This window comes from Streptococcus infantis (assembly GCF_019929575.1).
Classification (GTDB): Bacteria; Bacillota; Bacilli; order Lactobacillales; family Streptococcaceae; genus Streptococcus; species Streptococcus infantis_L.
Genome location: NZ_JAHZPU010000007.1, coordinates 61,973 through 75,183 on the forward strand (window position 1 = coordinate 61,973; position 13,211 = coordinate 75,183).

14 protein-coding genes are annotated in these 13,211 nt (G+C 39.7%); 12 read left to right on the forward strand and 2 right to left on the reverse strand.

Annotated features, from left to right (window positions below; genetic code table 11):
• Positions 1-204: 204 nt before the first annotated feature.
• Positions 205-1,584, forward strand: a complete 1,380-nt coding sequence (gene nox / locus K1I67_RS04020; RefSeq protein WP_223338882.1) for a H2O-forming NADH oxidase — start codon at positions 205-207, stop codon at positions 1,582-1,584.
• A 92-nt stretch (positions 1,585-1,676) separates the two neighbouring features.
• Here nox and K1I67_RS04025 read toward each other — a convergent pair whose 3' ends face one another.
• Both K1I67_RS04025 and K1I67_RS04030 read right to left on the reverse strand, forming a co-directional pair.
• Positions 1,677-2,534, reverse strand: coding sequence for a YitT family protein (locus tag K1I67_RS04025; protein ID WP_223338884.1), 858 nt, complete (start codon positions 2,532-2,534; stop codon positions 1,677-1,679).
• Positions 2,535-2,596: 62 nt separating this feature from the next.
• Complete coding sequence (locus K1I67_RS04030; RefSeq protein WP_223338885.1) at positions 2,597-4,252, reverse strand: Rqc2 family fibronectin-binding protein; 1,656 nt, start codon at positions 4,250-4,252, stop codon at positions 2,597-2,599.
• 104 nt (positions 4,253-4,356) lie between these two features.
• Here K1I67_RS04030 and ybeY point away from each other — a divergent pair, with 104 nt between their 5' ends.
• The 11 genes from ybeY (at position 4,357) to tehB (ending at position 12,978) form a co-directional block, all read left to right on the forward strand.
• Positions 4,357-4,854, forward strand: a complete 498-nt coding sequence (gene ybeY / locus K1I67_RS04035; protein ID WP_000275150.1) for an rRNA maturation RNase YbeY — start codon at positions 4,357-4,359, stop codon at positions 4,852-4,854.
• Positions 4,835-5,230, forward strand: a complete 396-nt coding sequence (locus K1I67_RS04040) for a diacylglycerol kinase family protein (protein ID WP_000378151.1) — start codon at positions 4,835-4,837, stop codon at positions 5,228-5,230. The genes ybeY and K1I67_RS04040 overlap by 20 nt, the downstream gene beginning before the upstream one ends.
• 16 nt (positions 5,231-5,246) lie before the next feature.
• A complete protein-coding gene (gene era / locus K1I67_RS04045; protein ID WP_223338886.1) occupies positions 5,247-6,146 on the forward strand; it encodes a GTPase Era in 900 nt (299 codons plus the stop codon).
• A gap of 48 nt (positions 6,147-6,194) precedes the next feature.
• The gene (mutM, locus tag K1I67_RS04050; protein WP_223338887.1) at positions 6,195-7,019 is read left to right on the forward strand and encodes a DNA-formamidopyrimidine glycosylase; all 825 of its coding nucleotides are present in this window, start codon (positions 6,195-6,197) and stop codon (positions 7,017-7,019) included.
• Positions 7,019-7,624: a dephospho-CoA kinase gene (gene coaE / locus K1I67_RS04055; RefSeq protein ID WP_223338888.1), complete on the forward strand. Its 606-nt coding sequence runs from the start codon at positions 7,019-7,021 to the stop codon at positions 7,622-7,624. Before mutM ends, coaE begins: the two co-directional genes overlap by 1 nt.
• Entirely contained in the window at positions 7,611-8,810 is a 1,200-nt protein-coding gene (locus K1I67_RS04060; protein WP_223338889.1) for a multidrug efflux MFS transporter, read from the forward strand. Before coaE ends, K1I67_RS04060 begins: the two co-directional genes overlap by 14 nt.
• On the forward strand, positions 8,810-8,959 hold the full coding sequence (gene rpmG, locus K1I67_RS04065; RefSeq protein WP_001809104.1) for a 50S ribosomal protein L33: 150 nt from the start codon (positions 8,810-8,812) through the stop codon (positions 8,957-8,959). The genes K1I67_RS04060 and rpmG overlap by 1 nt, the downstream gene beginning before the upstream one ends.
• Positions 8,960-8,998: 39 nt before the next feature.
• A complete protein-coding gene (secG, locus tag K1I67_RS04070) occupies positions 8,999-9,232 on the forward strand; it encodes a preprotein translocase subunit SecG (RefSeq protein WP_000282514.1) in 234 nt (77 codons plus the stop codon).
• Positions 9,233-9,330: 98 nt separating this feature from the next.
• Positions 9,331-11,673, forward strand: coding sequence for a ribonuclease R (rnr, locus tag K1I67_RS04075; RefSeq protein ID WP_223338891.1), 2,343 nt, complete (start codon positions 9,331-9,333; stop codon positions 11,671-11,673).
• On the forward strand, positions 11,636-12,103 hold the full coding sequence (gene smpB, locus K1I67_RS04080) for an SsrA-binding protein SmpB (RefSeq protein ID WP_223338893.1): 468 nt from the start codon (positions 11,636-11,638) through the stop codon (positions 12,101-12,103). Before rnr ends, smpB begins: the two co-directional genes overlap by 38 nt.
• A gap of 14 nt (positions 12,104-12,117) precedes the next feature.
• Positions 12,118-12,978: an SAM-dependent methyltransferase TehB gene (tehB, locus tag K1I67_RS04085; RefSeq protein ID WP_223338894.1), complete on the forward strand. Its 861-nt coding sequence runs from the start codon at positions 12,118-12,120 to the stop codon at positions 12,976-12,978.
• The last annotated feature ends 233 nt before the right edge of the window (positions 12,979-13,211 follow it).

Genomic DNA, 13,211 nt, shown 5'->3' on the forward strand with positions numbered 1-13,211 from the left:
CACAAATTATTTTTTACAAAAAGTCAAGAAATATGCTTGGATAAATAAAAAATGTGCAAAAAACTTTGAAAAAGTTGAAAATAAATTAATATATATTTCGAAAAAATTTCAAAAAAACAGCAAACTAGTCAAAAAGCTTGTAAACGCTCACAGATAATGATATACTAGAAAGGTAAATAAAAAATTAAAGGTAGGAATTATCTTATGAGTAAAATCGTAGTCGTGGGTGCTAACCACGCTGGAACTGCTTGTATCAACACTATGTTGGACAATTTTGGAAGTGAAAATGAAATCGTTGTCTTTGACCAAAACTCAAACATTTCATTCCTAGGATGTGGAATGGCTCTTTGGATTGGTGAGCAAATCGATGGTCCAGAAGGTCTCTTCTACTCAGATAAAGAAAAATTGGAAGCAAAAGGTGCTAAAGTTTATATGAACTCACCAGTTCTTTCAATTGACTATGATAACAAAGTTGTAACTGCTGAAGTTGATGGAAAAGAACACAAAGAATCATACGAAAAATTGATTTTTGCTACAGGTTCAACTCCAATCTTGCCACCAATCGAAGGTGTTGAAATTGTTAAGGGTAACCGCGAATTCAAAGCAACTCTTGAAAATGTACAATTCGTTAAATTGTACCAAAACGCAGAAGAGGTTATCAACAAACTTGCTGACAAGAGCAAACATCTTGAGCGTATCGCTGTTGTCGGTGGTGGATACATCGGTGTTGAGCTTGCTGAAGCATTCGAACGACTTGGAAAAGAAGTTGTCCTTGTAGACATCGTAGACACAGTCTTGAACGGTTACTACGACAAAGACTTCACTCAATTGATGGCTAAGAACTTGGAAGACCACAACATCCGTTTGGCACTTGGTCAAACTGTAAAAGCTATCGAAGGTGACGGTAAAGTTGAACGCTTGATCACTGACAAAGAAACATTCGATGTTGACATGGTTGTTCTTGCAGTTGGTTTCCGTCCTAATACAGCTCTTGCTGATGGCAAGATTGAACTCTTCCGCAACGGTGCCTTCCTTGTAGACAAGAAACAAGAAACATCACTTCCAGGAGTATTTGCTGTGGGTGACTGTGCGACTGTTTATGACAACGCTCGTAAAGACACTAGCTACATCGCTCTTGCATCAAATGCTGTACGTACTGGTATCGTAGGTGCTTACAATGCTTGTGGACATGAACTTGAAGGAATCGGTGTTCAAGGATCAAACGGTATCTCAATCTATGGTCTTCACATGGTTTCAACTGGCTTGACTCTTGAAAAAGCTAAAGCTGCAGGATACAATGCTGCCGAAACAGGCTTCAACGATCTTCAAAAACCAGAATTTATGAAACATGACAACTATGAAGTAGCAATCAAGATTGTCTTTGATAAAGACAGCCGTGAAATCCTTGGTGCTCAAATGGTATCTCGTGATTCAGCAATCAGCATGGGAATTCACATGTTCTCATTGGCTATCCAAGAACATGTTACAATTGAAAAATTGGCATTGACAGACCTATTCTTCTTGCCACACTTCAACAAACCATACAATTACATCACAATGGCTGCACTTACAGCTGAAAAATAATAATTTGTAAAACGGAAGATTTGTTTCTTCCGTTTTTATCATCAAAAAATAGTAACTTCAAATTCGAAGTTACTATTTTTGTTGTCTATGTGTTAGGAAGTTTCTTCTTTTACAAAGGTGAAGCCTTCTCCTAGAATTTCATGAGCTTCAGTGATGGTAATAAAGGCTCTAGGATCGATCGTATGAATCAGTTCTTTCATCTTAATCATTTCATTTCTTGCTACGATACAGTAGATAATTTTTAAATCTTTTTGACTGTAGTAACCTTGCCCAGATATGAAGGTGACACCTCGACCTAATTCTTCATTGATTTTATCTGCCACTTCCATAGGCTTTTGAGTGATAATCATAAAACCTTTGCCCGCATATCCGCCTTCACCAATCAAGTCAATAACTCTTGAGACGATGAAGTCAAATAGAAGTGTATAAGTAACGAGACGAAGGTCTTGGAAGATAATTAAAATGAGCATTAAGATGAGGAAGTCTAGTGCAAAGAGTAATTTCCCCACGGAGATATTGGTATACTTGTTCAGAATTCGAGCCACGATATCTGTTCCACCAGTCGTACCACCAGCATTGAAGATAACGCCTAGACCAAGTCCCAAAAGAACACCCGCAACCAAGGCAACGATAACTAGATCTCCCTCAAGATTAAAGCTGAGAGGAATCTTTTCAAAGATTGCTAGCCAAATGGATAAGGAAATAGTACCAAGCAGGCTGCTGTATAGGGTCTTTGCACCAAATATTTTCCAGGCTAAAATGAATAATGGGATATTGATGATGAGGTTCATCACGGAGATAGGGATGTTAAAGAGATAATAGGTAATCAAGGTGATTCCCGTTGCTCCACCCTCGAATAAGTGGTGGGGCACAACAAAATATGTGAGTCCGAAGGCATAAATGGCTGCTCCGAATATTATGGTTAAAATAGATTTGATATGCCGTAGCATTGAACGCACCTCCCATTTTTATTTGAGTCTATAGCAGTAACAGCCCACCAGTATACAAGACTTTATTTGATTTTCATGGACTGAATTTTTTCAGGGTCTGGTGTGACACGGAGGGTCTTTTGCCCAGTATAGGTGACAAAACCAGGTTTTCCACCAGTTGGTTTGTTGAGTTTTTTAACTTCAATCATATCTACCCGAACGAGATTTGAGAGACGTCCCTTAGAGAAGTAGGCTGCAAGTTCTGCTGCGTCTGTTTTAACCTCATCAGTAGGATTGAGATTGCCTGAGATAACAACATGACTTCCAGGGATATCCTTAGCGTGGAACCAGAGTTCTTCTTTACGGGCCATTTTAAAGGTCAATTCCTCGTTTTGTAGGTTATTGCGCCCCACGTAGATGATCGTTTTTCCATCACTAGCTAGATACTGCTCTGGTTTCTGTCGTTTCTGGATTTTTTCCCTTTGTCTTCTGCGGATAAATCCTGTTTGGATCAATTCTTCACGAATTTCAGCAATTTCATCGAGTCCGGCTTGATTGAGTACCGTTTCGACACTTTCTAGATAGAGAATGGTTGCCTTGGTTTCTTCAATCAGGTCAGTCAAGTATTTAACAGCTTCTTTTAATTTCTGATAGCGTTTGAAGTAGCGTTGAGCATTTTGGTTTGGAGTTAAAGCCTTATCAAGTGCAATCGTGATAGGCTGGTTGGTGTAGTAGTTTTCTAAAATGACCTGATCTTGGTCATTGGGAACTTGATGAAGGAAAGTGGTTAGTAACTCACCTTTTTGACGAAATTCTTCAGCATTTTCGGTAGCCTGCAGTTCTTTTTCTTGCTTTTTCAGTTTTTGACGATTCTTTTGTAGTTCGTTTTCGACGCGACGTATGAGTTCGCTAGCCTGTTGTTTCACACGGTCACGTTCGGCTTTATCCTTATAATAGATATCAAGTAATTGTGAAAGACTGTCAAAATTTTCCGCTGTTTTACTAGAAAAAGGCACACAAGAAAAGGATTTATCTGTTAGGCAAGGGTTGGTTTCTTGTCCAAAGAAGTTCCGGAAAGTGGCTAGTTTATCATTAAGCAGTTGTCTTTCTAACTCGGTTGCTGTATCTCTTCCCAAACCTTGAAAGAGGTTTTGAAGATTTTTAGCAGTTAACTCTTGGGTTTGTAGAATCTCAAAGAGTTTTTCGTCCTTGACCCTAAAAGGATTGAGAGCTTCTGTACTTGGAGGAGCGATATAAGTAGCACCTGGTAATAAGGTACGATAGCTATTTTGAGAGAAACCGATGTGCTTGATAACTTCAAGAATTTTGTGACTGCTCTTATCTACAAGGAGAATATTGCTGTGTTTGCCCATAATCTCGATAATAAGCGTGGCCTGGATATGGTCCCCAATCTCGTTTTTATTGGAAACCGTGATTTCCACGATACGATCGTTTTCGATCTGCTCGATTGATTCAATAACTGCTCCTTGAAGATACTTTCTCAATACCATAATAAAAGTAGATGGCTGAGCAGGGTTTTCAAAGGTGGACTCTGTTAACTGAATGCGTCCAAAAACTGGATGGGCAGACAGGAGCAAACGATGACTTTTACGATTGCTACGGATTTGCAAGACCAGTTCTTGGTCAAAGGGTTGATTAATCTTTTGGATGCGACCATTTAGTAGTTCGGTTCGCAATTCCTCAACCATGTGGTGTAAAAAAAATCCATCAAATGACATGGTTCTCTCCTCGTGAATGTATTCCATAGTATTATATCAAAAAGGTAGAATAAAATCATAGAAATGTGATATAATAAAGCCAAGTAAAGAGAATCGAGAAGCACATGTATATTGAAATGGTAGATGAAACTGGACAAGTTTCAAAAGAAATTTTAGAACAAACACAGGAAATTTTAGAATTTGCTGCAAAAAAAATTGGAAAAGAAGACAAGGAAATGGCGGTCACATTTGTGACCAACGAACGAAGCCATGAACTCAATCTAGAGTTTCGTGATACCGATCGTCCAACAGATGTTATCAGTCTTGAATATAAGCCTGAGTTAGAGATTGCCTTTGATGAGGAAGATCTGGAAAATGATCCCGACTTGGCAGATATGATGTCAGAATTTGATGCTTATATTGGTGAGCTTTTCATTTCCATTGATAAGGCACATGAACAAGCTGAGGAGTACGGTCATAGTTTTGAACGTGAAATGGGCTTCTTGGCAGTGCACGGCTTTTTACACATTAACGGCTATGATCACTACACTCCCGAGGAAGAAGCGGAGATGTTCGGTTTACAAGAAGAAATTTTGACAGCCTATGGACTCACAAGACAATAAACGAAAATGGAAAAATCGTGACCTAATCTCCAGTTTAGAATTTGCCATTACAGGGATTTTTACTGCGATTAAGGAAGAACGTAACATGAGAAAGCATGCAGTGACGGCTCTAATAGTTGTCCTTGCAGGTTTTGTTTTTCAGGTGTCACGAATCGAATGGTTATTTCTACTTTTGAGCATTTTCATGGTAGTAGCTTTTGAGATTATTAATTCAGCTATTGAAAATGTAGTAGATTTGGCTAGTCACTATCACTTTTCTATGTTGGCAAAAAAAGCTAAAGACATGGCAGCTGGTGCTGTGCTTGTAGTTTCTCTTTTTGCCGCTTTGACAGGTGCACTCATCTTTCTCCCACGGATTTGGGATTTATTATTTTAAACAGTAAGAGGAAATTATGACATTTAAATCAGGCTTTGTAGCCATTTTAGGACGTCCAAATGTAGGGAAGTCAACTTTTTTGAATCACGTTATGGGGCAAAAAATCGCCATCATGAGTGATAAGGCGCAGACAACGCGCAATAAAATCATGGGGATTTACACCACTGATAAGGAACAAATTGTCTTTATTGATACGCCGGGAATTCACAAACCAAAAACGGCTCTTGGAGACTTCATGGTGGAGTCTGCCTATAGCACTCTTCGTGAAGTGGATACCGTACTTTTCATGGTGCCTGCAGATGAGGCGCGTGGTAAGGGCGACGATATGATTATCGAGCGTCTTAAGGCTGCTAAAGTTCCTGTAATTTTGGTGGTCAATAAGATTGACAAGGTTCATCCAGACCAGCTCTTGGCTCAAATTGATGATTTCCGTAATCAGATGGATTTCAAGGAAATTGTTCCTATTTCAGCCCTTCAGGGAAATAACGTTTCTCGTCTAGTCGATATTCTCAGTGAAAATCTTGAGGAAGGTTTCCAATATTTCCCTGCGGATCAAATTACTGATCATCCAGAACGATTCTTGGTTTCTGAGATGATTCGTGAAAAGGTCTTACACTTAACTCGTGAAGAAATTCCACACTCAGTTGCTGTAGTGGTTGATTCTATGAAACGAGATGAGGAAACCGATAAAGTTCATATCCGAGCAACCATCATGGTCGAACGTGATAGCCAAAAAGGGATTGTCATCGGTAAAGGTGGTGCCATGCTCAAGAAAATTGGGACTATGGCCCGTCGTGATATCGAGCTCATGTTAGGAGACAAGGTCTTCCTAGAAACTTGGGTCAAGGTTAAGAAAAACTGGCGAGATAAGAAGCTAGATTTGGCTGACTTTGGCTATAACGAAAAAGAATATTAAGAAGAGGTGGGCAGTAGCCTGCTTCTTGTTTTTAGAGAAGGAGGAGTTATGCCTGAATTACCTGAAGTCGAAACGGTTCGACGAGGCTTGGAAAAATTGATTCTGGGTAAGAAGATTTCGAGTATAGAAATTCGCTATCCCAAGATGATTAAGACAGATTTGGACGAGTTTCAAAATGAAGTGCCTGGTCAAGAAATTCAATCGATGGGGCGCCGTGGCAAGTATTTACTTTTCTTCCTGACAGATAAGGTCTTGATTTCTCATCTACGGATGGAAGGCAAGTATTTTTATTATCCAACCAATGTTCCTGAACGTAAGCATGCTCATATTTTCATCCAGTTTGAAGATGGTGGTACTTTAGTTTATGAGGATGTCCGCAAATTTGGGACTATGGAACTGTTGGCGCCTGAACTCTTAGATGCTTACTTTGTATCTAAAAAGCTTGGACCAGAACCTACTGAACAGGATTTTGACTTAGAGATTTTTATAGGTGCCTTGAAGAAATCTAAAAAACCTATCAAATCGCATCTTCTCGACCAGACTTTGGTTGCTGGATTAGGAAATATCTACGTGGATGAAGTTCTCTGGAGGGCCAAGGTTCACCCTTCTAGACTTTCTAACAGTTTAACTGCTCAAGAGGCCAGAAAAGTCCATGATGAAACGATTAAGGTTTTAGGAAAGGCTGTTGAAAAGGGTGGTTCAACGATTCGTAGCTATACCAATGCTTTTGGTGAAGATGGAACCATGCAGGACTTTCATCAGGTCTATGATAAAGCTGGACAAGCTTGTTCACGTTGTGGATCCATTATCGAAAAAATTCAACTCGGTGGTCGTGGAACCCATTTTTGCCCAAAATGTCAAAGGAGAAAGTGATGGGAAAAATTATTGGAATCACTGGTGGTATTGCATCCGGGAAGTCCACCGTCACAAATTTTCTAAGACAAAAAGGTTTTGAAGTGGTAGATGCGGATGCGCTTGTTCACCAACTTCAAAAACCTGGTGGTCGCCTTTATCAGATTTTAGTAGAGCATTTCGGTGAAAAAGTCCTTCTAGAAGATGGGGAATTGAATCGACCATTACTTGCCAGTCTGATCTTTTCTAACTCTGATGAGAAAGAATGGTCTAAAGAAACTCAAGGACAAATCATCCGTGAAGAATTGGGATCTTTGAGAGACAAGTTCAGTGAAACAGAAGAACTATTTTTTATGGATATTCCATTACTTTTTGAACAGGACTATGCTTCATGGTTCGATGAAACTTGGCTAGTTTATGTAAGGCGAGATACCCAGCTGGATCGCTTAATGAACCGTGATCAGTTATCCAAAGAGTCAGCTGAAACTCGTTTAGCTTCACAGTGGCCTTTAGAAGAAAAGAAGAAATTTGCTACTTATATATTAGACAATAACGGCAGTCGAGAGCAGCTTTTGAGTCAAGTAGTGACCTTACTTGAAGGAGGCGATGCCCATGCAAGAGATTAGTTGGAAGGATAATCTTCGTATTGCTTGGTTTGGTTGTTTTTTAACAGGAGCCAGCATTTCTCTCGTTGTTCCTTTCATGCCTATTTTTGTCGAACAGTTAGGAATTGAAGGAGATCAAGTTGCCTTTTATTCAGGTTTAGCTATATCAGTCTCAGCCATTTCTGCAGCCTTTGTATCACCAATTTGGGGAATATTAGCAGATAAGTATGGTCGAAAACCCATGATGATTCGTGCAGGGCTAGCCATGACTATTACTATGGGAGGTCTGGCCTTTGTTCCAAATGTTTTCTGGCTCTTGTTCTTACGCTTTCTTAATGGAGTTTTCACAGGATTTGTACCCAATGCGACAGCTTTAATTGCAAGTCAAGTTCCCAAAGATAGGTCAGGATACGCTCTAGGGACTTTATCAACTGGTGTTGTCGCTGGAACTTTGACTGGTCCCTTTGTCGGTGGTTTCATTGCCGAAATTTTTGGAATTCGAAATGTCTTTTTATTGGTTGGTGGTTTCCTGTTCTTGGCAGCTATCTTAACCATTCTTTTTATCAAAGAAAACTTTCAACCAGTGCCAAAAGAAAAAGCACTCCCTACCAAAGAGCTCTTTACTTCTGTTAAATATCCTTTTCTCTTGATAAATCTATTTCTAACCAGTTTTATAATTCAGTTTGCTGCTCAATCTATCGGTCCCATCCTTGCCCTGTATGTACGAGATCTGGGACAGAAAGAGAACCTTCTTTTTGTCTCTGGTTTGATTGTATCCAGCATGGGATTTTCAAGTATGATGAGTGCAGGTATCATGGGGAAACTAGGTGATAAAGTGGGGAATCATCGACTCCTTGTCGTAGCTCAGGTATATTCAGTTTTCATATATCTATTATGTGCAAATGCGACTAGCCCATTCCAATTAGGCTTCTATCGCTTTCTATTTGGTTTGGGGACAGGAGCTCTGATCCCTGGTGTCAATGCTCTCCTAAGCAAAATGACTCCTAAAGTTGGCATTTCAAGGGTATTTGCCTTTAATCAAGTCTTCTTTTATCTAGGAGGAGTGATAGGTCCCTTAGCAGGTTCAGCAGTAGCGGGACAATTTGGCTATCACTCAGTATTTTATGCAACAGCTCTTTGTGTAGCTCTCAGTTGTTTATTTAACCTTATCCAATTTAGAACATTATTAAAAGTGAAGGAAATCTAGTGCGAGTAAAAATCAATCTCAAATGCTCCTCTTGTGGCAGCATCAATTATCTAACCAGTAAGAACTCCAAAACCCATCCAGACAAGATTGAGGTCTTAAAGTATTGCCCTAAAGAAAGAAAAGTGACTCTACATCTTGAATCTAAGTAGAAATTATGGTAGAATAATAGGGATTTTAAGGAGTTTGATATGTATAACCTATTATTAACCATTCTATTAGTATTATCTGTTGTGATTGTGATTGCAATTTTCATGCAACCAACTAAAAACCAATCTAGCAATGTATTTGATGCCAGTGCAGGTGATTTGTTTGAACGTAGCAAAGCGCGCGGTTTTGAAGCTGTGATGCAACGTTTGACAGGAATTTTAGTCTTTTTCTGGCTAGCCATTGCCTTAGCATTGACGGTATTATCAAGTAGATAAGAAAATAATGGGCGGGACTAGGTCTTTGCCTATTTTTATTTTTAAAAGAAATAAGGTTTTACACCAAAAAGAAAATATTATAAATCTAGAAAGTAAACATGAAAGATAGAATAAAAGAATATTTACAAGAGAAGGGGAGTGTCACAGTTAATGACTTGGCCAGTGCTCTCGGGAAGGATGGTTCAAAGGACTTCCGTGAGTTAATCAAAACTCTTTCCTTGATGGAACGTAAGCACCAGATTCGCTTTGAAGAGGATGGTAGTTTAACCCTAGAACAGAAGAAAAAACATGAGATTACCCTAAAAGGAATTTTCCATGCCCATAAAAATGGGTTCGGTTTTGTAAGTCTTGAAGGCGAAGAAGACGATCTTTTTGTTGGAAAAAGTGATGTTAACTATGCCATAGATGGTGATACTGTTGAAGTTGTCATTAAGAAAGTTGCTGACCGTAACAAAGGAACTGCAGCAGAAGCAAAGATTGTCGACATCCTAGAGCACAGTCTAACGACAGTTGTTGGGCAAATTATTCTCGATGAGGAAAAGCCTAAGTATGCAGGTTATATCCGTTCTAAAAACCAAAAAATAAGTCAACCGATTTATGTGAAAAAGCCATCTCTCAAACTAGAAGGGACAGAAGTACTCAAGGTCTTTATTGACAAGTACCCAAGTAAGAAACATGACTTCTTTGTGGCGAGTGTCCTAGATGTGGTTGGACATTCAACAGATGCAGGAATTGACGTTCTTGAGGTCTTGGAATCAATGGATATTGTCTCAGAGTTTCCGGAGGCAGTTCTCAATGAAGCTGAAAGTGTACCTGATGCTCCATCCGAAAAAGACATGGAAGGCCGTCTGGACCTGAGAGATGAAATTACATTTACCATAGATGGAGCCGATGCCAAGGACTTAGACGATGCAGTTCACATCAAGCTATTGAAGAATGGAAATTTTGAACTTGGAGTTCATATCGCTGATGTTTCATACTATGTAACAGAGGGTTCTGCCCTCGACAAGGAAGCCCTCAATCGTGCGACCTCTGTCTATGTGACAGACCGTGTAGTTCCAATGCTACCAGAACGCCTTTCAAATGGTATCTGTTCTCTTAATCCTCAAGTAGATCGTTTGACCCAATCGGCTATTATGGAAATTGATAAACATGGTCGGGTTCGTAATTATACTATTACGCAGACAGTTATCAAAACAAGTTTCCGTATGACCTATAGTGCTGTCAATGACATCCTAGCAGGTGATGAGGAGAAGAGACAAGAGTATAAGAAAATTGTTCCTAGCATCGAACTCATGGCCAAGCTTCATGAAATTCTTGAAGGTATGCGGATTAAGCGTGGAGCTCTCAATTTTGATACCAATGAAGCTAAAATCTTGGTTGACAAGCAAGGGAAACCAGTAGATATTGTTCTTCGTCATCGTGGTGTTGCTGAACGTATGATTGAGTCCTTTATGCTGATTGCAAACGAAACAGTTGCCGAGCACTTTAGCAAGCTGGACCTACCTTTTATCTATCGTATCCATGAGGAACCTAAAGCTGAAAAAGTTCAGAAATTTATTGATTACGCTTCAAGTTTTGGATTACGTATCTATGGAACTGCCAGTGAGATTAGTCAGGAAGCACTTCAAGACATCATGCGTGCTGTTGAAGGTGAGCCATATGCGGATGTATTATCCATGATGCTTCTGCGTTCCATGCAGCAGGCTCGTTATTCTGAGCATAATCACGGTCACTATGGATTAGCTGCAGACTACTACACTCACTTTACCAGCCCAATTCGTCGTTATCCTGACCTTCTTGTTCATCGGATGATTCGTGACTATGGACGTTCTAAAGAAGTAGCAGCTCATTTTGAACAGGTCATTCCTGAGATTGCCACCCAGTCTTCCAACCGTGAGCGCCGTGCTATCGAAGCAGAGCGTGAAGTCGAAGCCATGAAAAAAGCTGAATACATGGAAGAATATGTTGGTGAAGAGTATGATGCAGTTATTTCAAGTATTGTTAAATTTGGTCTTTTTGTTGAATTGCCAAATACAGTCGAAGGCTTGATCCACATCACAAGTCTACCTGAGTTTTATCATTTTAACGAACGTGACTTGACGCTTCGTGGTGAGAAATCAGGGACAACTTTCCGTGTGGGACAGCAGATTCGCATTCGAGTTGAAAGAGCGGATAAGATGACAGGAGAGATTGATTTCTCCTTTATTCCAAGTGAATTTGATGTCATTGAGAAAGGTTTGAAAGACTCTGGTCGTAAGGATAGAGGGCGTCGTTCAGATAAGAAAGAAGACAAGAGAAAATCTGGTCGCTTAGGTGAAAAGCGCAAACATTCTCCAAAAGACAAGAAGAAAAAAAGCAAGAAACCTTTTTACAAGGAAGTAGCAAAGAAAGGAGCCAAGCATGTCAAAGGGCGAGGGAAAGGTCGTCGCGCAAAATAAAAAGGCGCACCACGACTATATAATCGTAGATACGCTAGAAGCAGGAATGGTCCTGACAGGAACTGAGATCAAGAGTGTTCGAGCAGCTCGTATCAATTTGAAAGATGGGTTTGCTCAAGTGAAAAACGGCGAAGTTTGGTTGAGTAATGTTCATATCGCTCCGTATGAAGAGGGCAATATCTGGAATCAGGAACCCGAACGTCGTCGTAAACTTCTCCTTCATAAAAAACAAATCCAGAAATTAGAACAAGAAACCAAAGGGACAGGGATGACCTTGGTTCCTCTTAAAGTTTATATCAAAGATGGCTATGCCAAGTTACTTTTAGGACTTGCAAAAGGGAAGCACGATTACGATAAACGTGAGTCAATTAAACGTCGTGAGCAAGATCGTGATATTGCGCGTGTCATGAAAGCTGTCAATCATCGATAGAAGGAATATATAAAATGGAAAAACTAGTTGCATACAAACGCATGCCAGTCTGGAATAAAGACACCATGCCAGAAGCTGTTCAAAGAAAACACAATACTAAGGTCGGAACCTGGGGCAAGATTACTGTATTAAAAGGGACTCTTAAGTTTATTGAGTTGACCGAGGAGGGAGAAATTATAGCTGAGCATCTCTTTGAAGCAGGTGCTGATAATCCTATGGCGCAACCTCAAGCCTGGCACAGAGTAGAAGCAGCTACAGATGATGTGGAATGGTACTTGGAATTCTATTGTAAACCGGAGGATTATTTCCCTAAGAAATACAATAGCAATCCAGTTCATTCGGAAGTTTTAGAAGCTATGCAGACGGTCCAACCATGTAAGGCACTAGACCTAGGTTGTGGCCAAGGAAGAAATGCGCTTTTTCTAGCTCAACATGGATTTGATGTCACAGCTGTAGATCAAAATGAGCTATCTCTTGAAATCTTGCAAAGCATTGTGGAGCAAGAAGATTTAGAAATGCCTGTCGGTATCTACGATATCAATTCAGCTAGCATTGGGCAAACTTACGATTTTATCGTATCGACTGTTGTTCTCATGTTTTTACAAGCAGATCGCATTCCAGCTATTATCCGAAACATGCAGGAACAAACCTCAATTGGAGGTTACAATTTGATTGTGTGTGCTATGGATACAGAGGATTATCCTTGCTCAGTCAACTTCCCATTTACCTTCAAAGAGGGTGAGTTGGCCAATTACTACCAGGACTGGGAATTGATCAAGTACAATGAAAATCCTGGTCATCTCCACCGTCGTGACGAAAATGGCAATCGTATCCAACTACGCTTTGCAACTATGTTAGCAAGAAAAGTAAAATAAAAATCTTAAAACGAATAGCTATCCATTTCTATTCGTTTTTTCATATAAAGACTTGAGGGTCAATCAACTGAATTATGCTATACTAGATGTGTAGACGATGCTAAAGACAATTTCTTAACCCGTATTTCTATGAAGTTTATAATAAGAAATTTTAAATTTTGCCCTGTTGTAAAATGAAGTGCAACACAAAAGACATGTTCATCTGATATACTAGAGTTGCAAAAAACAGTATA

Coding starts and splice junctions, on each gene's coding strand:
- nox (WP_223338882.1), top strand. CDS start 205: ATGAGTAAAATCGTAGTCGTGGGTGCTAACCACGCTGGAACTGCTTGT.
- K1I67_RS04025 (WP_223338884.1), bottom strand. CDS start 2,534: ATGCTACGGCATATCAAATCTATTTTAACCATAATATTCGGAGCAGCC.
- K1I67_RS04030 (WP_223338885.1), bottom strand. CDS start 4,252: ATGTCATTTGATGGATTTTTTTTACACCACATGGTTGAGGAATTGCGA.
- ybeY (WP_000275150.1), top strand. CDS start 4,357: ATGTATATTGAAATGGTAGATGAAACTGGACAAGTTTCAAAAGAAATT.
- K1I67_RS04040 (WP_000378151.1), top strand. CDS start 4,835: ATGGACTCACAAGACAATAAACGAAAATGGAAAAATCGTGACCTAATC.
- era (WP_223338886.1), top strand. CDS start 5,247: ATGACATTTAAATCAGGCTTTGTAGCCATTTTAGGACGTCCAAATGTA.
- mutM (WP_223338887.1), top strand. CDS start 6,195: ATGCCTGAATTACCTGAAGTCGAAACGGTTCGACGAGGCTTGGAAAAA.
- coaE (WP_223338888.1), top strand. CDS start 7,019: ATGGGAAAAATTATTGGAATCACTGGTGGTATTGCATCCGGGAAGTCC.
- K1I67_RS04060 (WP_223338889.1), top strand. CDS start 7,611: ATGCAAGAGATTAGTTGGAAGGATAATCTTCGTATTGCTTGGTTTGGT.
- secG (WP_000282514.1), top strand. CDS start 8,999: ATGTATAACCTATTATTAACCATTCTATTAGTATTATCTGTTGTGATT.
- rnr (WP_223338891.1), top strand. CDS start 9,331: ATGAAAGATAGAATAAAAGAATATTTACAAGAGAAGGGGAGTGTCACA.
- smpB (WP_223338893.1), top strand. CDS start 11,636: ATGTCAAAGGGCGAGGGAAAGGTCGTCGCGCAAAATAAAAAGGCGCAC.
- tehB (WP_223338894.1), top strand. CDS start 12,118: ATGGAAAAACTAGTTGCATACAAACGCATGCCAGTCTGGAATAAAGAC.